The sequence below is a fragment of the Klebsiella sp. KE9456 genome, assembly GCF_043832615.1.
In the GTDB taxonomy this organism is placed as follows: Bacteria; Pseudomonadota; Gammaproteobacteria; order Enterobacterales; family Enterobacteriaceae; genus Klebsiella; species Klebsiella indica.
This window is the reverse complement of record NZ_JBDYQK010000007.1, coordinates 116,214-133,459: the sequence shown is the minus strand read 5'-3', so window position 1 is coordinate 133,459 and position 17,246 is coordinate 116,214. Positions and strand designations below refer to the sequence as shown.

Genomic DNA, 17,246 nt, shown 5'->3' with positions numbered 1-17,246 from the left:
TTCCTTCCGGAAGCACGGCCTTACAACTACAACTCGCTCTGAATTGAGAGCCGGGCTCTCAATAGATTAGTACAGACGAGTGCGGCGTGCGTTTTCGCGAGCCAGTTTCTTCGCGTGACGTTTCACTGCGGAAGCTTTAGCGCGTTTGCGTTCGGTAGTCGGTTTTTCATAGAACTCACGACGACGAACTTCCGCCAGAACACCTGCTTTTTCGCATGAACGTTTGAAGCGACGCAGTGCTACGTCGAACGGCTCGTTTTCACGTACTTTAATTACCGGCATGTAACTCTCACCTTTGATAAATTCGGTTTGCCGCTGGCATCGGCGCCAGCTTATTTCAAAATGGTGCGGAATTTTACTGCAATTGCTGCTGCTTTGTAAAGCACCGACGCGACTTTTGAAAGGGACTTTTATAAGGACAGGGAGTATACACGAACTGAACACCAGGGGTGAGGAAAGTTTTATCCCCGTCGTCTTTCAGGCTGCGGATGCGTTGGCTTTGTTACCCGGCCCATCCATGAGACTCGCCCTTACGGGCCGCCACGACACGGCGTTCAAATCTGTACCGGACGGATTTGTCGCTTACCACGACCACGTACTGTCCGTACGCGCCGGGGATGCGCAGCGTCGTCGGCATGCTGCGGCCTGACATTCTTAGTCTATACATCAACCGGTATTGGCCCTACACTGCGCGGTAGTGAAATGAGGTAAAACTAGCCATGCGTGTATTGGGAATTGAAACATCCTGCGATGAAACCGGCATCGCTATTTATGACGACGAAAAAGGTCTGCTAGCCAACCAGCTGTACAGTCAGGTGAAATTACACGCCGACTATGGCGGCGTCGTGCCCGAGCTGGCCTCGCGCGACCATGTGCGTAAAACGGTACCGCTGATTCAGGCGGCGCTAAAAGAAGCGGGGATGACGGCGAAAGAGATTGATGCCGTCGCCTACACGGCGGGGCCGGGGCTGGTCGGCGCGCTGCTGGTTGGCGCGACGGTAGGCCGCGCGCTGGCGTTTGCCTGGAACGTTCCGGCGATCCCGGTACACCATATGGAAGGGCACCTGTTGGCGCCGATGCTGGAAGATAACCCGCCAGCATATCCTTTTGTCGCGCTGCTGGTTTCCGGCGGCCATACGCAGCTCATCAGCGTGACCGGCATTGGTCAGTATGAGCTGCTGGGCGAATCCATTGATGATGCGGCGGGCGAAGCCTTCGATAAGACCGCGAAACTGCTGGGGCTGGATTATCCCGGCGGCCCGATGTTGTCGAAAATGGCTTCGCAGGGCACTGAAGGGCGTTTTGTCTTTCCCCGCCCGATGACCGACCGTCCCGGACTGGACTTCAGCTTCTCTGGCCTGAAAACCTTTGCCGCGAATACCATCCGCAGCAACGGCGATGACGAGCAGACGCGCGCCGATATTGCCCGCGCTTTCGAAGATGCGGTGGTAGATACGCTGATGATTAAGTGTCGTCGCGCGCTGGAACAAACCGGTTTTAAACGTCTGGTGATGGCGGGGGGCGTCAGCGCTAACCGCACGCTGCGCGCGAAGCTGGCGGAAATGATGAAAAAACGCGGCGGAGAAGTCTTTTATGCTCGCCCTGAATTCTGTACCGATAACGGCGCGATGATTGCCTATGCGGGTATGGTTCGTCTGCACTCTGGCGCAAAAGCGGATCTCGGCGTGACCGTCCGTCCCCGCTGGCCGCTGGCGGAACTACCGGCGGCCTAATCGCCGCTATTTAACAGGCCGACGCAACATCGGCCTGCCTTTCGAACCTATTCCATACTTTTACACAGCGAGCAGATTGTGCCCTCGTGCTTGTGCGAATGCATCACGTCAGGACGTTCATACGCTTCCCGGCAGCGAATGCAGCGGTAAACTGTGGTTGACGCATGGCCTTGCGCATCGTAGCGCGGCTCGGCGATACCATCATCGTATTGCTTAATGTAATAGCGTCCGCGGGTGATGATTCCCATTACCGGGGTCATCACAAACGCCACCACCAGCGCGATGAGCGGTGAGAACGGTGCCAGCGTATCGCCTGTCAGACCAAAGAAGGCGCTGATCGAGAGGCCTGCTGCGAGAGCAAAAGCCACCACGCCCACCGGGTTGACGTTGTAAATCATCCCGCGACGGTACTCCGGCTGCATCGGCGCCAGTTTCAGTAGCCCTTTGTTAACGGTGATATCGGTTGCGACCACCACTACCCAGGCGATAGCGAAATTGGAATAGAAACCGAGGATCCACGCCAGCGCGCTGAACATATCGCCTTCCATCAGCGCGAGGGCAATCGCCAGATTGACGATGACGAAAATAATCCGCCCTGGATAACGCTTCGTGGTGCGCGTCCAGGCGCTGGTCCATGCCAGCGAACCAGAATAGGCGTTAGTGACGTTAATTTTGATCTGCGAGATAACCACCAGTACTACGGCGAGCGTTAACGCCAGCCAGCCGGGAACCAGATTATCAAAAACGCTGACGAACTGCTGTACCGGTTCGGTATTGTGTACCGCCGGGAAACGGGTCAGCAGATAGAAGCCGAGGAAAGCGCCGATAATCTGTTTAATCGCGCCTAATACCACCCAGCCTGGCCCGGCGGAGAACACCGCCAGCCACCAGCTTTTGCTATTTTCAGCGGTCTTCGGCGGCATAAAACGCAGATAGTCGATCTGTTCGCCAATCTGCATGATCAGCGACAGACACACGCCTGCGCCGAGCATAATGGCGGTTAAATCCACCGTCGAGGCGTTGTTCTTACCGGTGAAATGGATAAAGCCGTCTACCAGGTCCGGGTCTTTAGCGATGAGCCAGACTACCGGAACCACCATCAATACCAGCCACAGCGGCGTCGTCCATACCTGTAGACGGGTCAGCGCTTTCATGCCGTATACCACCAGCGGCAGCACCATCATGGTGGCGATAAGGTAGCCGATCCATAGCGGGATCCCTAATCCCACCAGCAGCCCCTGCGCCATAATTGAGCCTTCGAGGGCGAAAAAGATAAAGGTAAACCCGGCGAAGATAATGCTGGTGATCACCGAGCCAAAGTAGCCGAAACCGGCGCTGCGGGTGATTAAGTCAAGGTCGATGTTGTAGCGTGCGGCGGTGATTGCCAGCGGGATACCGGTGAGGAAAATGACCAGCGCCGCCAGCAGGATCGCATAAATCGCATTGGTCGTGCCCCATGCCATGCCGATGCTGGCGCCGATAGAAAAGTCCGCCAGATAGGCGATACCGCCCAATGCGGTTACCGCGACAACGCCCGGTCCCCAGCGGCGAAAGCTGAGGGGCGCATAGCGAAGGGTATAATCCTCCAGCGTCTCTTTTGAGCCGGAGGCAGTGGTTTGCGCAGGTAAATCAGTTTTAATATCCAGCGATGACATAATCATTCCTTAATGGTTAGGCATGTCTGGAATTAGCAAACCTTATGCCACATCGCAGGGCAGGGGCTATCAGGGTGCGGGAAGGAGATGACTAACGAGAGGGCATGGCGCGCACCATTCCGACGCCTCTGCGCCGGAATGGTGCAAAGGTTACTTGCCGAGCATGCCTTTGTCTTCGATAAAGGCGATGATACTTTGCAGGCCGTCGCCGCTTTTCAGGTTGGTGAAGCCCCACGGGCGTTCGCCGCGCATGCGCAGGGTATCCCGCGCCATGACTTCCAGAGATGCGCCCACATAGGGTGCAAGGTCGGTTTTGTTAATCACCAGAAAGTCGGATTTAGTGATCCCCGGCCCGCCTTTACGGGGGATTTTTTCCCCTTCGGCCACGTCGATCACGTAGATGGTGAGGTCCGCCAGTTCCGGGCTGAAGGTGGCGCTCAGGTTATCGCCGCCGCTTTCCACAAAGATAAGATCGAGGTTGCCGAACTTTTCGCTCAGTGCTTCCACCGCCGCAAGGTTCATTGAGGCATCTTCCCGAATGGCGGTATGCGGGCAGCCGCCGGTCTCGACGCCGACAATACGCTCAGGCTCCAGGGCACCAGCCTCGGTGAGGATGCGCTGATCTTCTTTGGTATAGATGTCGTTGGTGACCACCGCCAGTTGCCAGGTGTTGCGCATGGCTTTGCAGAGCGCTTCCAGCAGCGCGGTTTTACCGGAGCCGACCGGACCGCCGACGCCGACGCGCAACGGTTGCTTAATCGTGTTCATACCTTCTCCTAAGAACGGAATAATCGGGAATACTGGGTTTCGTGGCGGGAGGACGCAATTGCCGCCAGCGGCATTGCCGATCCGATAGCGCCATCCGGGGCTACCAGGGCGCTGTCCATATCCGCCGCATAGCGGTCGCACAGGCGCAGAATCAACTGCTGGGCAGCCTGCTGGCCGAAGGGCACCAGCTTGACGCCCGCCATCACCGCACTCTCAATCCAGCTGTAGCCAAAGCTGAGGGCCAGATCGGGGATAGCGATTTTCCAGCGTACGCCGAGCCAGGCCATGCCGGTTAGCTGGCTTTGCTGACAAATTTTGCGCCACTCAGGCGGGCAGTCCGGCCGCCAGTCGGTGAGTAAACGGGTGAAGGCCGCGCCGCGATTGCGCTCTTCATCACGCAGTTCACGGGTCTCCCGACAGGCAAGCAGATAAGCGGTCCAGCGCTGCGCCGATGCCAGATCGTTTGCTTCGCATGCCTGATAGAGCCGGGCGAATAGCGGCAGGTCGACGGTAAAAAAACTCTGTTCCATCTGCCGCAGTTGCCAGCGCTCAAAGGCCGCGGCATCCGGTACCCAGCCTGCTTCCACCGCCCACTCCAGCCCCTGAGACCAGCTATAGCCGCCAACCGGGAGGCTGCTGCTGGCAAGCTGCATCAGCCGCAGGCGTTTTTCCGGCGTCGGCATTTAATGACTGTGCTCATGGTGATGATGATGACCGTGAGACTCGCTGGCGTAGGCACCGGCTTCCGGTTCAAACGGCAGATGAGCAAAATCAACGGTCAGGCCAAACTGGCGCAGCATGTCGTCCAGTACGTGATCGTGATGGTAGCGCAACTCGCCGGGCATAATCTGCAGCGGTACGTGGCGGTTGCCGAGGTGATAACAGGCTTTCGCCAGCACAAAGGGATCGTCGCAGCGCACGACCGAAACGGCTTCATCGGCGGCGATGACTTCGATAAATTCGCTGCCGTTTTCATTGCTAAGGATGTCGCCGCCGCGCAACAGCAGGCCGCGTGGCAACAGCAGGCCAGCCTGACGACCATCGTTAAGGGTGACTTTAATGCGGCTTTTTACCCGCACATCAATCGGCAGCGTGACGCTGGCGGTGGCCTGTACCGGGATCTCCACCCGTTGGGTCAAATAAAGCATTCGCGCTCCTTAAAACAGGAAATAACGTTGCGCCATCGGTAACACTTCCGCCGCTTCGCTGGTAATCAACTCGCCGTCAATACGCACCTCGTAGGTTTGCGAATCGACGGTAATATTGGGTAGCAGGCCGTTGTGATGCATGTCGGCTTTTTGTACCGTGCGGCAACCTTTAACCACCGCCGTCGCGCTGTGCAGGTTCAGCCGTTCGGCAACGCCATTTTCTGCCGCTGCCTGCGACAGAAAGGTCAAACGGCAGTGGTGACGGGCACCGCCCAGCGCGCCGAACATCGGACGATAGTGCACCGGCTGCGGCGTCGGGATAGACGCGTTGATATCGCCCATTGGCGCCATGGCGATCATGCCGCCTTTGATGACCGTCGCCGGTTTCACACCGAAGAACGCCGGGGACCACAGTACGATATCCGCCAGTTTGCCGACTTCGAGCGAGCCGACTTCATGGGCGATACCGTGGGTCAGCGCCGGATTAATCGTGTACTTGGCAATATAGCGCTTAACACGAAAGTTATCGTTATCGCCGCTCTCTTCCGCCAGCGGGCCGCGCTGAACCTTCATGCGGTGCGCGACCTGCCAGGTCCGCAGTACCACTTCGCCGACGCGGCCCATGGCCTGCGAATCAGACGAAGTGAGTGAAAACGCGCCGAGATCGTGCAGGACATCTTCCGCGGCGATGGTTTCCCGACGAATCCGCGATTCGGCAAACGCCACATCCTCGGCAATATCCGGGTCGAGGTGGTGGCAAACCATCAGCATGTCCAGATGTTCGTCAATGGTGTTGACAGTGTAGGGCAGCGTCGGGTTGGTGGACGACGGCAGAATATTGGGGTGCGCGCAGGCGGTAATAATATCCGGCGCATGGCCGCCGCCCGCGCCTTCGGTATGGAAAGTATGAATCGTGCGCCCGCCGATAGCGGCCAGGGTATCTTCGACGAAGCCGGACTCATTGAGCGTGTCGCTGTGTAGCGCGACCTGAACGTCCATCTCGTCGGCCACGGTCAGCGCGCAGTCGATCGCCGCCGGGGTTGAGCCCCAGTCTTCGTGAATTTTCAGGCCGATAGCCCCCGCCGCGACCTGCTCACGCAGCGCATCCGGATTTGAACCGTTGCCTTTTGCCAGCAAACCGATATTGACCGGCAGGCTATCCGCCGCCTGCAGCATCCGCGAGATGTACCACGGCCCCGGCGTACAGGTCGTTGCGTTGGTGCCCGCTGCCGGGCCGGTGCCGCCGCCGATCATCGTGGTGACGCCGGAGACCATCGCCTCTTCCGCCTGCTGCGGGCAGATCCAATGGATATGGGTATCGATGCCGCCAGCGGTGACGATCTTGCCTTCCGCGGCGATCACTTCCGTCGCCGTGCCGATCGGGATCGTCACGTTGGGCTGAATGTCCGGGTTTCCGGCTTTGCCGATCGCGAAGATCCGTCCGTCTTTGACGCCGATATCGGCTTTGACGATCCCCCAGTAGTCGATAATCAGCGCATTGGTCAGCACCAGATCGACGCATTCATCGGACAGCATCTGCCCCTGACCCATGCCGTCGCGGATCACTTTACCGCCGCCGAATTTGACCTCTTCGCCGTAGGTCGTCAAATCGTCTTCGACCTCGATCCACAGTTCGGTATCTGCCAGGCGAACTTTATCGCCGGTGGTGGGGCCGAACATGTCGGCATAGGCCTGACGTGAAATATCACTCATCGTTTGCCTCCAGATTGCCCATGACCTCGCCGCGAAAACCATACACCGCGCGCGTACCGGCAAGCGCCACCAGCTCTACCTCGCGTTTCTGGCCCGGCTCAAAGCGCACCGCGGTTCCGGCGGCGATGTTCAGGCGATAGCCCGCGGCCTGCTGCCGATCGAACTTGAGCGCCGGATTGACCTCGGCGAAGTGGTAATGTGAGCCGACCTGAATCGGCCGGTCGCCGTGATTTTCAACGATAATGCGGCAGGTTGCGCGGCCTGCGTTAATCGCTATCTGGCCGGGTTTGACCTGATATTCTCCTGGGATCATCGCGTCACCTCAGATTATCGGGTTATGAACGGTGACCAGCTTCGAGCCGTCCGGAAAAGTGGCTTCGACCTGGATATCGGGGATCATTTCCGGTACGCCTTCCATGACCTGATCGCGGCTCAGAACGTGGCGTCCATCTTCCATTAGCGCCGCAACGCTTTTGCCATCGCGAGCGCCTTCCATAATAAAAGCGCTAATCAGGGCCACGGATTCCGGATAGTTAAGTTTCAGGCCGCGGGCCAGGCGACGCTCCGCCAGCAGCGCGGCGGTAAACAACAAGAGCTTGTCTTTTTCTCTGGGTGTCAGTTCCATAGCGTTCTCTTAAGTCAGCCAGATTCGGGGGAGTACCGGAGATTTGCCGGTCAGGTGTGGGCGCATAAACTGCCAGATATCGCGCATCGCCTGCTGGCAAAGCAGATTATTATTACTTAAAAAGCGCACCGTCAGCAGGCCGTCGGTGAGGGTGGCACCGGCGTAATTCTCCAACGGCGTAAGTTTGTCGCGCACGCCTTCCAGCAGCATCTCGTTCGCCGGGTAGAACAGCAGGGTTCCCACCCACGGCTGCTCCGCGACGCTTGCCAGCTCTCCGTCAGCCAGGCTCAGGCGCTCAATCAGCAGCGGCGCGTCGTCTACCCATACTTCCAGCCGATTGGCGATAGCGCCGTAGTTAAAGGCTTCGCCGATCACCGGGCGGCCAAGGCATAACAGGTCCCAGGCCAGCAGCTTGCTGGAAGAGGAGAGGTGAAATTCGGTGCGCAGCGAAGCGTTCGCGCCGGGAAAAAATATTGCGTCCTGCGGCAGCCACTCAAGCGTGGCATGCCCGGCCAGCGCCAGGGTTTGCTGAAGTCGGGACTGCGCGCCGCTGCTGCGATAAAACTTGCTGGCGCCGGGCATGGTGATCAGCGTATGGCAACCGGGTTCAATGGTGGCGTTAATGGTCAGGTCGTCGCCGCCGACGATGCCGCCGGGGGGATGGAGCACATAGAGGTGACAGGTCTCTTCTTCTGGATAAAACGGGCGCTGAACGGTGAGTGGACCGACATGACGGCTGGAGACGAGCGTAGTCTTCCCGCCGAGCAATTGAAAGCGGAGGTCAAGCGTGGCCTGCCAGCCTTTTTTATTCGGTGATAACACGGTGCCGTACAATGTCGTGCCCCTGCAAAATCAAGATAAAACAACAGCAAAGAGTATTGATCGGGGACCTGGTATCCCGGTCATATGAAAAGCTTATATCTGACTCGCCACCACTGAATTTTTGATGGTATTTATCGGTTAAGCAATGGGCAGGCGTCGCGGCGATTTAACCCTTTGCCACAAAGATTACTTCTTCTCTGGCGCTTTTTTCTTCTTTTTGAACAGGTTCCAGATTCTGGTCTCCTGGCGACGCCACAAACGCTGAATGTTGTCATGGTGGCGCAGCAGGATCAGGCATGAAAGCATCGAAACCGGGAACGTATACTGCGGTTTGAACCACCAGACGTAGAACGGCGCGATGAGCGCGCTGACGATAGCCCCCAGGGAAGAGTAACCGCTGAGCAGAATGGTGAGCAGCCAGGTGCCGGCCATCAGGCCGGTGAGATCCCAGCCGATAGGGGCAATGGCCCCGAAAGCGGTAGCTACGCCTTTACCACCGCGAAAATGAAAGAATATCGGCCAGATATGGCCCACGCAGGCGGCAATCGCTACCAGACCAAGCCAGAATGGCGTGAGGCCCAGCGCCCACGCCCCCCAGACCGGCAGCATGCCTTTCAGCACGTCAAAAATAAGCACCGCTACGGCTGCGCCCTTGCCGCCAATTCGCAGGACGTTAGTCGCGCCTGGATTGCCGGAGCCGCAGTCGCGTGGATCGGGCAGGCCAGCGAGGCGGCACACCAGAATGGCGCTGGAGATTGAGCCGCAGAGGTAGGCGAGGATAACCAGTCCAGGCGCGATTGCACTCATCAGCTGTTCCATTTTGAAAGTGTTGTTTTATCCCCTGCCATCTGCGCGTGAATGGCGCATTGATCTGCCCGGACACATAGCCGCGCTATGCTCCCGCAAGTTGGCTGCACCGCTGCTTTCCCGCCGCGCAAATTGTTTAGGGGATATCTTTGCATCTGTGGATAATACGCATAATTGGCCGGAAGTGGTATCCGGTTTAGCCAAAAAGCGAGCAGGTCGTGATGGATATTGTATTTATAGAGCAACTTTCGGTAATCACCACGATTGGTGTTTATGACTGGGAACAAACCATCGAACAGAAGCTGGTGTTCGATATCGAAATGGCGTGGGATAACCGCAAAGCGGCGGCCAGTGATGATGTAAACGATTGTCTCAGCTATGCTGATATCAGCGAGCTGGTCATCAACCACGTTGCAGGGGCGCGCTTCGCGCTGGTCGAGCGCGTGGCGGAAGAGGTTGCCGACCTGTTGTTGGAAAATTTTCCATCTCCATGGGTACGTATTAAAGTCAGCAAGCCTGGCGCGGTAGCCCGGGCGGCCAACGTTGGCGTCATTATTGAGCGTGGTCATAATCTGAAACAAAATTTTTCAGGTCATACTTGTTAAACAAATTGCGTTTATACCGGTCATAGAAGCTGGCCATCAGACTGTTTGCTTTGCCGTTTGTCCCGGAGCCGCGCTCGACATTCGCGTGTTTAACCTGCACGCGCCTGTTTCTGTGCGCTGTCTGCGGTCAGATTGTCCGCAATAATGGCATCTGATAGCTCCGTTTTCTTCGTTCCTGGTTTTTTCATTTTACTTTTTAAAGGGTTTAATTGGATGAGCGATATACACTCGCTGCTGGTGGCGGCAATATTGGGTGTGGTTGAAGGGTTGACAGAGTTTTTACCTGTTTCCAGTACGGGTCATATGATTATAGTCGGTCATTTGCTGGGTTTTGAAGGCGATACCGCGAATACTTTTGAAGTAGTGATTCAGCTAGGTTCTATTCTTGCGGTGGTGGTGATGTTCTGGCGTCGTCTGTTCGGTCTTATCGGTATTCATTTTGGTAAGCCGCCAGAACACGAAGGTCTGGGCAGCGGTCGTCTGTCGCTTATCCATATTCTTCTGGGAATGCTCCCGGCGGTGGTGCTGGGGCTGATTTTCCACGACACCATTAAGTCGCTGTTTAACCCGGTGAACGTGATGTATGCGCTGGTGGTCGGCGGCGTGTTGCTGATTACGGCGGAAGTGCTGAAGCCAAAACAGCCGCGTGCGGTGGGTATTGATGATATGACCTATCGTCAGGCGTTTGTGATCGGCTGTTTCCAGTGTCTGGCGCTGTGGCCGGGCTTTTCGCGCTCCGGAGCGACCATTTCAGGCGGGATGCTGATGGGCGTCAGCCGCTATGCCGCTTCTGAGTTCTCGTTCCTGCTGGCGGTACCGATGATGATGGGTGCAACCGTGCTGGACATGTACAAAAGCATCGGTTTCCTTAACGCTGGCGATATTCCGATGTTTGCTGTCGGTTTTGTCACGGCGTTTATCGTTGCGCTGATTGCCATTAAAACTTTCCTGCAACTGATTAAACGTATCTCGTTTATCCCGTTTGCCATCTACCGCTTTATCGTCGCGGCGGCGGTCTACGTGGTCTTCTTCTGATAACATCCTGCCCTCAGCCCTGCGGCTGAGGGCAGCGTTTTTCTTTCCATCGTTCAAGGGCCTGAATCCGTCGACGCGTCAGCTCTTCGCGAATCCCGATGCCCTGAAACCCCTCAGCCACCACCTCTTTTGTTGACACTGACCGGGCCACCTCCCAGGCTTCCAGCAGCAGACGCCCCTGGGGATAGTCGCAGGCCTCAAAACCAGTGCGACCGCGAACGTCGGCTTCACTGGTTAAGGCGATTTTTTTGACCCGCTGTGGTTTGCGCCAGGCGTCGATATTATCGAACAGCTTGACCAGCGTTTTTGGCTGCAACATGGGCAGGGTATGTATCAGATCGTGAAATTCGGCGACCAGCTTTGCCAGATCGCGGATCTCGTTCGGTACCCGCAATCGGGCGCAGAGCTGCTCGACCAGCTTAACGCCAGCCGGACCGTGGCCGTGATGGCGCGGCCACAGCGCTTTCGGCGTTAACCCTTTTCCGAGATCGTGGCACAGGGTCGCGAAACGCACGTCGACCTCCGGTGAGAGCATTGCCGCCATGGTGACGGTCATCAGGGTATGCAGACCGGTGTCGATTTCCGGGTGCCATTTCGCCGGAGCCGGTACGCCATACAGGGCGTCAACTTCCGGGAACAGCGCCTTGAGACCGCGGCAGTCGCGTAACGTCTGGAAGAAAACCTGCGGGTTACGGGTGGTAAGGGCGCTTTCGGTTTCTTTCCACACCCGTTCGGGCGTGAGGTGCGCAAGCTCGCCGTTATCGGCCATTGCGCGCATCAGCGCCAGGGTTTCATCAGCGATACGGAATCCCAGATGCGCATAGCGTGCGGCAAAACGCGCCACGCGGAGTACGCGCAGCGGATCTTCGCTAAAGGCGGGAGAGACATGGCGCAGCAGGCGATGGCGTAAATCGGCCAGGCCGCCATAGGGATCGATAATCTGGCCGTCGGCATCCTGAGCCAGCGCATTGATGGTCAGATCGCGACGCAGCAGATCTTGATCAAGGGTGACATCAGCTGCGGCATAGCAGGTGAAACCTGTATAACCGGCGCCAGATTTTCGCTCGGTACGCGCCAGGGCATACTCTTCGCGGCTTTGGGGGTGAAGGAACACGGGAAAATCGCGGCCCACCTGCTGGTAGCCCGCGTCCAGTAACTGCTGAGGCGTCGCGCCGACCACGACCCAGTCTTTATCTTTAACCGGCAGCTTTAATAACGCATCCCGAACCGCACCACCGACCAGATAAACCTTCACGCCTTACTCTCCCGTATTCATTTTTTACGATGATACGTAAGTCTGGCAGAGAAGACGAATTAGTTCATCCACCGGTCTTTGCGCTTGCGGCTGGGTACCAGATGTGGCAACACCAGACCGAGGAGCAGGCCAACGCCCAGGACGCCGCCGCCGTACATAAACCACTGCATGATAATGGTGCGCTGTTTGTCATCAAGCTGCAGATTTGCGGCGTTTACCTTTTTCTGCGCAACAACCAGCTCGTTTTTCAGCTTCTGGTTCTCTTCTTTCAGGCCGTTGATGACGGCATCGCTACCGGCGACTTTCTGCTGCATGTCCGCCGTGCGCTGCTTCCAGGTGGTATCAATGTTATTCAGCTTTTCGGTCAGGGTTTTGACCTGGTTCTCCAGGTCCGGTACGCGGATGCGCAGGCTGGGCTGATCGCTCAGCTCTTTCAGCGGGATCCAGGCCGTCCGGCCGCTGCTGTCGCGCACCTGTGCATAGTTCGTGTTGTCGTTGGTTTGCAGTACCGAGACTTCTTCACCGGCGTTAAGGGTGCCCACGAGACGATAGTTATCACCTGGACCGCTGCGAACCCAGGTATTCAGTTCATCTGAAACGTAACGCTTTTCTTCCGCGTGAACCGCCGTAGCCGCGCTAAGCGCCAGCAAAGTTAATGTAATAAGGCGTAATTTTGGCATCAGGTCATCGTTTGATCATAAAAAGTTGAACGATAGTAGTGGTATCGCCGAAGCGACGCAAAGTTTTCCGCCACAATCGGAATCATCCATCAGGTGGCCCGGTAAAATGCACATTGCATGGCGATTCGCCGCAAAATACTATTTACTGACAAGAAATATTGTTGTTAGTTCGCCGCAATTTCCCGGCACAGCATATAAGCGGAAGAATTCAGTCATGGCTCAAGAAATCGAATTAAAGTTTATCGTTGCTCAGGATGGCGTTGATGCGCTGCGTCAGCGCCTTAATGCCCTGGACGCAAAGCACACGCCTGCGGGCCAATTGCTGAATATCTATTACGAAACGGCGGACAACTGGTTGCGCCGCCACGATATGGGGCTGCGCATTCGCGGTGACCAGGGGCGTTATGAAATGACGCTGAAGATCGCCGGACGCGTAGTGGGCGGGCTGCATCAGCGCCCGGAATATAATATCCCGCTGGAAAACCCCGAACTGGCGCTTGCGCGTCTGCCGGTCGACGTCTGGCCGCAGGGTGAACTGCCAGCGGAACTTGCGCAGAGTGTACAACCGCTTTTCAGCACCGATTTTGCGCGTGAAAGATGGGTCGTGAAAGAAGGCGACAGTGAAATTGAGATTGCTCTCGATCAGGGGGAAATCAAAGCGGGCGAGCAGCAGGAACCGATTTGCGAGCTCGAACTGGAGCTGCTGTCCGGGAATCCGCAGGATATTTTGAGCCTGGCTCATCGCTTGCTGGAGAGCGGTGTACTGCGTCAGGGAAGCCTGAGCAAGGCGGCGCGCGGCTATCATTTGGCGCAGGGTAACGATGAGCGCCCTGTGACGGCATTATCTGTTCTTCGGGTTGTGCCAAAGGCCAGCGTCGAACAGGGTCTGGAAGCGGCGCTGGAAAACGCGCTGGCGCACTGGCTTTATCATGATGAAGTTCTCAGTCGCGGTAATTCAAAAGCGAAAACGGAGATTCTGCATGCCATCGCCCGCGTGCGTCATGCGCTGGTGCTATTTGGCGGCATTGTCCCGCGTAAAGCCACAACTCAACTGCGTGAACGGTTGAGCGCAGCTGAAGCGGCGCTGGCGGAGGCTGAAACGGCCGAGGCGGCGCTTTTTGGCGTGGCGATCGTTGATGCGAAGCTGGCGCTCACCGAATGGCTGGTGAATCGCGGCTGGCGTCCTTTCCTCAATGCCGCCGGAGAGCAGAAAATTGGCGGGTCGTTTAAGCGTTTCGCTGATATTCAGCTCTCCAGAGCGGCGGCGGAGCTGAAAAACGCCTTCCGCCAGCCATTGGGCGATGATTATAGCGATCAGCTTCCGCGCCTGGACCGCGAGATTGATACCGTTCAGCTACTGGCCGGAGCCTACGCTGACGTTGCCGAACCGTGGCTGGAAAACTGGCAAGAAACCCGCCGGGCGATTGCGCATAACGACAGTAGCGTTATCGACTATTTCCGTCGCCGGGCGCTGGCAGCGGAGCCGTTCTGGCTGCATAGTGGAAAACGATAATTCAGGCCAGGGAGCCCTTTAAGATGCCGCTTTCTTCGCAATTAGAGCAACACTGGCAGACGGTTATAAACCGGCTGCCAGCGGATTTTCCCGTATCGACGTTGAGTGAACAGGCGCAATCGGTGATGGCATTCAGCGATTTCGTCGAACAGAGTCTGACAGCCCAGCCGCAATGGCTGGCGGAACTCGAAAGCTCGCCGCCCGAGGCTCAGGAGTGGCGTCATTACGCCGACTGGCTGCAGGCTCGCCTTGCGGAGGTGAATGATGAAGCGGCGTTGATGCGTGAGCTGCGCCAGTTCCGCCGCTGGATTATGGTGCGTATCGCCTGGGCTCAGGCGCTATCGCTGATCGGCGAAGAGATCTGTTTGCAGCAGCTAAGCGTACTGGCGGAGACGTTAATTGTCGCCGCTCGCGACTGGCTTTACGCCGTCTGTTGCCGCGAATGGGGCACTCCGTGTAATGCTGAAGGCTCGCCGCAGCCATTGCTGATCCTCGGGATGGGGAAACTCGGCGGCGGCGAGTTAAACTTCTCCTCCGATATCGACCTGATTTTCGCCTGGCCGGAGAAAGGCTCCACCCGCGGCGGACGTCGCGAACTGGATAACGCGCAGTTTTTTACCCGGCTTGGGCAACGGCTGATTAAGGTACTGGATCAGCCGACTCAGGATGGCTTTGTCTACCGCGTCGATATGCGCCTGCGTCCGTTTGGTGATAGCGGCCCGCTGGTGCTTAGCTTCGCCGCGCTGGAGGATTATTACCAGGAACAAGGGCGTGACTGGGAGCGCTATGCGATGGTGAAAGCGCGAATTATGGGGGATAACGATGGCATCTATGCCAGCGAGCTGCGCGCCATGTTGCGGCCGTTTGTCTTCCGCCGTTATATCGATTTCAGCGTGATCCAGTCCCTGCGTAATATGAAGGGAATGATTGCCCGCGAAGTGCGTCGCCGGGGGCTGAAGGACAATATCAAGCTGGGCGCGGGGGGGATCCGCGAAATTGAGTTTATCGTCCAGGTGTTTCAGTTGATCCGCGGCGGGCGCGAGCCGATGCTGCAACAGCGGGCCTTGTTGCCGACGCTGGCCGCCATTGAAGCGCTGCGTTTGCTGCCGGAAGGTGATGCGAACCGGCTGCGCGAGGCCTATCTGTTTTTACGTCGCCTGGAGAATCTGCTGCAAAGCATCAACGATGAGCAGACGCAAACCTTGCCGCAGGATGCGCTGAATCGCGCCCGGCTGGCGTGGGGCATGGGCGTCGCCGACTGGGATACGCTTAGCGCCAGGCTGGCTGAACAGATGGCCAATGTGCGCAATGTCTTTAATGAATTAATTGGCGATGATGACGCGCAATCGCCGGATGAGCAACTCGCAGAGCACTGGCGTGAATTGTGGCAGGATAGGCTGCAGGAAGACGATATCAGTCCGGCGCTGGCGCATCTGGCGGATAACGAGCGTCGCAGCGTACTGGCGCTGATCGCCGATTTCCGCAAAGAGCTGGATCGGCGCACGATTGGCCCGCGCGGTCGTCAGGTGCTCGATCAACTGATGCCGCATCTGCTCAGCGAAATTTGTTCACGCGAGGATGCGCCGGTGCCGCTGGCGCGCATTATGCCGTTATTGACCGGGATTGTTACCCGCACCACTTATCTGGAGCTGTTGAGCGAGTTCCCCGGCGCTTTAAAACACCTGATTAGCCTGTGTGCGGCTTCACCGATGGTAGCCAGCCAACTGGCGCGGCATCCGCTGCTGCTGGATGAACTGCTGGATCCCAATACGCTCTATCAGACGACGGCGACCGATGCCTATCGCGATGAGTTGCGTCAGTATCTGCTGCGTGTGCCGGAAGAGGATGAAGAGCAGCAGCTGGAGGCGCTGCGCCAGTTTAAGCAGGCGCAACTGCTGCATATCGCCGCGGCCGATATCGCCGGGACGCTGCCGGTAATGAAAGTGAGCGATCACTTAACCTGGCTGGCTGAAGCAATGATCGACGCGGTAGTCCAGCAGGCGTGGCTGCAGATGGTGGCCCGCTATGGGCAGCCGACGCATCTGTACAATCGGCAGGGGCGCGGTTTTGCGGTGATTGGCTACGGTAAGCTGGGGGGCTGGGAACTGGGCTACAGTTCTGACCTCGATCTGGTCTTTCTGCATGATTGCCCGATGGAAGTGATGACCGACGGCGAACGCGAAATTGATGGGCGTCAGTTTTACCTGCGTCTGGCGCAACGCATTATGCACCTTTTCAGCACCCGAACGTCTTCAGGGATTCTGTACGAAGTGGATGCTCGCTTACGTCCTTCAGGCGCGGCAGGCATGCTGGTGACGACCGCCGATGCATTTGCTGACTATCAGCAAAATGAAGCCTGGACCTGGGAGCACCAGGCGCTGGTTCGCGCCCGCGTGGTCTATGGCGATCCCGCACTGCAGGCCCGCTTTGATGCGATTCGTCGGGATATTCTTACGACCCCGCGGAAAGGGGAAAAACTGCAAACAGACGTGCGGGAAATGCGGGAAAAAATGCGCGCTCACCACGGGAATAAGCATCCCGATCGCTTTGATATTAAAGCTGATACGGGGGGGATCACCGATATTGAATTTATTACCCAGTATCTGGTTCTGCGCTATGCCAGCGATAAGCCGAAGCTCACGCGCTGGTCTGATAACGTGCGCATTCTGGAGCTGCTGGCGCAGAATGACATTATGGACGATGCAGAGGCGTGGGCCCTGACCCGTGCGTATACCACGTTACGCGATGCGCTGCACCATCTGGCGTTGCAGGAACTGCCGGGGAACGTGGCGGCAGAGGCATTTTCCAGCGAGCGTGAGCAGGTGAATGCCAGCTGGCAGAAGTGGTTGATGGCTTAACTAAAAAGCCGGGTATGCTATTATCGCGC

17 protein-coding genes are annotated in these 17,246 nt (G+C 57.4%); 5 read left to right on the top strand and 12 right to left on the bottom strand.

The window, feature by feature from the left end:
• Window positions 1-66: 66 nt before the first annotated feature.
• The gene (gene rpsU, locus ABK821_RS09165) at window positions 67-282 is read right to left on the bottom strand and encodes a 30S ribosomal protein S21 (RefSeq protein WP_001144069.1); all 216 of its coding nucleotides are present in this window, start codon (window positions 280-282) and stop codon (window positions 67-69) included.
• 437 nt (window positions 283-719) lie between these two features.
• Between rpsU and tsaD the strand changes: the two genes are divergently transcribed.
• Window positions 720-1,733 carry a tRNA (adenosine(37)-N6)-threonylcarbamoyltransferase complex transferase subunit TsaD gene (gene tsaD / locus ABK821_RS09160; protein WP_138362487.1) on the top strand — a complete coding sequence of 338 codons (1,014 nt, stop codon included), beginning with the start codon at window positions 720-722 and terminating at the stop codon, window positions 1,731-1,733.
• A 47-nt stretch (window positions 1,734-1,780) separates the two neighbouring features.
• Here the strand turns inward: tsaD and ABK821_RS09155 are convergent, their stop codons facing one another.
• The 9 genes from ABK821_RS09155 to plsY form a co-directional block, all read right to left on the bottom strand.
• Entirely contained in the window at window positions 1,781-3,388 is a 1,608-nt protein-coding gene (locus ABK821_RS09155; protein WP_138362488.1) for a cytosine permease, read from the bottom strand.
• A gap of 150 nt (window positions 3,389-3,538) precedes the next feature.
• Window positions 3,539-4,156, bottom strand: a complete 618-nt coding sequence (gene ureG / locus ABK821_RS09150; protein WP_138362489.1) for an urease accessory protein UreG — start codon at window positions 4,154-4,156, stop codon at window positions 3,539-3,541.
• 8 nt (window positions 4,157-4,164) lie between these two features.
• Window positions 4,165-4,839, bottom strand: coding sequence for an urease accessory protein UreF (locus tag ABK821_RS09145; RefSeq protein ID WP_138362490.1), 675 nt, complete (start codon window positions 4,837-4,839; stop codon window positions 4,165-4,167).
• The gene (gene ureE / locus ABK821_RS09140) at window positions 4,840-5,304 is read right to left on the bottom strand and encodes an urease accessory protein UreE (RefSeq protein WP_138362491.1); all 465 of its coding nucleotides are present in this window, start codon (window positions 5,302-5,304) and stop codon (window positions 4,840-4,842) included.
• A gap of 9 nt (window positions 5,305-5,313) precedes the next feature.
• The gene (ureC, locus tag ABK821_RS09135) at window positions 5,314-7,017 is read right to left on the bottom strand and encodes an urease subunit alpha (RefSeq protein WP_343177982.1); all 1,704 of its coding nucleotides are present in this window, start codon (window positions 7,015-7,017) and stop codon (window positions 5,314-5,316) included.
• Window positions 7,010-7,330, bottom strand: coding sequence for an urease subunit beta (locus ABK821_RS09130; protein WP_138362493.1), 321 nt, complete (start codon window positions 7,328-7,330; stop codon window positions 7,010-7,012). The genes ureC and ABK821_RS09130 overlap by 8 nt, the downstream gene beginning before the upstream one ends.
• Before the next feature lie 9 nt (window positions 7,331-7,339).
• Window positions 7,340-7,642, bottom strand: coding sequence for an urease subunit gamma (locus tag ABK821_RS09125; protein ID WP_138362494.1), 303 nt, complete (start codon window positions 7,640-7,642; stop codon window positions 7,340-7,342).
• Between the two features lie 9 nt (window positions 7,643-7,651).
• Entirely contained in the window at window positions 7,652-8,476 is an 825-nt protein-coding gene (locus ABK821_RS09120) for an urease accessory protein UreD (protein WP_138362495.1), read from the bottom strand.
• A 174-nt stretch (window positions 8,477-8,650) separates the two neighbouring features.
• The gene (gene plsY, locus ABK821_RS09115; RefSeq protein ID WP_142502700.1) at window positions 8,651-9,271 is read right to left on the bottom strand and encodes a glycerol-3-phosphate 1-O-acyltransferase PlsY; all 621 of its coding nucleotides are present in this window, start codon (window positions 9,269-9,271) and stop codon (window positions 8,651-8,653) included.
• A gap of 221 nt (window positions 9,272-9,492) precedes the next feature.
• On the opposite strand from plsY, the gene folB reads away from it, so the two are divergent.
• Together folB and bacA are read left to right on the top strand one after the other, a co-directional pair.
• Window positions 9,493-9,876: a bifunctional dihydroneopterin aldolase/7,8-dihydroneopterin epimerase gene (gene folB, locus ABK821_RS09110; protein WP_138362497.1), complete on the top strand. Its 384-nt coding sequence runs from the start codon at window positions 9,493-9,495 to the stop codon at window positions 9,874-9,876.
• A 213-nt stretch (window positions 9,877-10,089) separates the two neighbouring features.
• On the top strand, window positions 10,090-10,911 hold the full coding sequence (gene bacA / locus ABK821_RS09105) for an undecaprenyl-diphosphate phosphatase (protein WP_138362498.1): 822 nt from the start codon (window positions 10,090-10,092) through the stop codon (window positions 10,909-10,911).
• A 13-nt stretch (window positions 10,912-10,924) separates the two neighbouring features.
• Here the strand turns inward: bacA and ABK821_RS09100 are convergent, their stop codons facing one another.
• Window positions 10,925-12,166 (bottom strand): multifunctional CCA addition/repair protein, encoded by a 1,242-nt coding sequence (locus ABK821_RS09100; protein WP_308560590.1) that lies wholly within the window; start codon window positions 12,164-12,166, stop codon window positions 10,925-10,927.
• A gap of 59 nt (window positions 12,167-12,225) precedes the next feature.
• Window positions 12,226-12,846 (bottom strand): TIGR04211 family SH3 domain-containing protein, encoded by a 621-nt coding sequence (locus tag ABK821_RS09095; protein WP_138362500.1) that lies wholly within the window; start codon window positions 12,844-12,846, stop codon window positions 12,226-12,228.
• 214 nt (window positions 12,847-13,060) lie between these two features.
• On the opposite strand from ABK821_RS09095, the gene ABK821_RS09090 reads away from it, so the two are divergent.
• Together ABK821_RS09090 and glnE are read left to right on the top strand one after the other, a co-directional pair.
• Complete coding sequence (locus tag ABK821_RS09090; RefSeq protein ID WP_343177983.1) at window positions 13,061-14,359, top strand: inorganic triphosphatase; 1,299 nt, start codon at window positions 13,061-13,063, stop codon at window positions 14,357-14,359.
• Window positions 14,360-14,382: 23 nt separating this feature from the next.
• The gene (glnE, locus tag ABK821_RS09085) at window positions 14,383-17,217 is read left to right on the top strand and encodes a bifunctional [glutamate--ammonia ligase]-adenylyl-L-tyrosine phosphorylase/[glutamate--ammonia-ligase] adenylyltransferase (RefSeq protein WP_343177984.1); all 2,835 of its coding nucleotides are present in this window, start codon (window positions 14,383-14,385) and stop codon (window positions 17,215-17,217) included.
• The last annotated feature ends 29 nt before the right edge of the window (window positions 17,218-17,246 follow it).

Bases quoted from the DNA above. Each gene is read 5' to 3' on its own strand.
- rpsU (WP_001144069.1), bottom strand. From the start codon at position 282: ATGCCGGTAATTAAAGTACGTGAAAACGAGCCGTTCGACGTAGCACTG.
- tsaD (WP_138362487.1), top strand. From the start codon at position 720: ATGCGTGTATTGGGAATTGAAACATCCTGCGATGAAACCGGCATCGCT.
- ABK821_RS09155 (WP_138362488.1), bottom strand. From the start codon at position 3,388: ATGTCATCGCTGGATATTAAAACTGATTTACCTGCGCAAACCACTGCC.
- ureG (WP_138362489.1), bottom strand. From the start codon at position 4,156: ATGAACACGATTAAGCAACCGTTGCGCGTCGGCGTCGGCGGTCCGGTC.
- ABK821_RS09145 (WP_138362490.1), bottom strand. From the start codon at position 4,839: ATGCCGACGCCGGAAAAACGCCTGCGGCTGATGCAGCTTGCCAGCAGC.
- ureE (WP_138362491.1), bottom strand. From the start codon at position 5,304: ATGCTTTATTTGACCCAACGGGTGGAGATCCCGGTACAGGCCACCGCC.
- ureC (WP_343177982.1), bottom strand. From the start codon at position 7,017: ATGAGTGATATTTCACGTCAGGCCTATGCCGACATGTTCGGCCCCACC.
- ABK821_RS09130 (WP_138362493.1), bottom strand. From the start codon at position 7,330: ATGATCCCAGGAGAATATCAGGTCAAACCCGGCCAGATAGCGATTAAC.
- ABK821_RS09125 (WP_138362494.1), bottom strand. From the start codon at position 7,642: ATGGAACTGACACCCAGAGAAAAAGACAAGCTCTTGTTGTTTACCGCC.
- plsY (WP_142502700.1), bottom strand. From the start codon at position 9,271: ATGAGTGCAATCGCGCCTGGACTGGTTATCCTCGCCTACCTCTGCGGC.
- folB (WP_138362497.1), top strand. From the start codon at position 9,493: ATGGATATTGTATTTATAGAGCAACTTTCGGTAATCACCACGATTGGT.
- bacA (WP_138362498.1), top strand. From the start codon at position 10,090: ATGAGCGATATACACTCGCTGCTGGTGGCGGCAATATTGGGTGTGGTT.
- ABK821_RS09095 (WP_138362500.1), bottom strand. From the start codon at position 12,846: ATGCCAAAATTACGCCTTATTACATTAACTTTGCTGGCGCTTAGCGCG.
- ABK821_RS09090 (WP_343177983.1), top strand. From the start codon at position 13,061: ATGGCTCAAGAAATCGAATTAAAGTTTATCGTTGCTCAGGATGGCGTT.
- glnE (WP_343177984.1), top strand. From the start codon at position 14,383: ATGCCGCTTTCTTCGCAATTAGAGCAACACTGGCAGACGGTTATAAAC.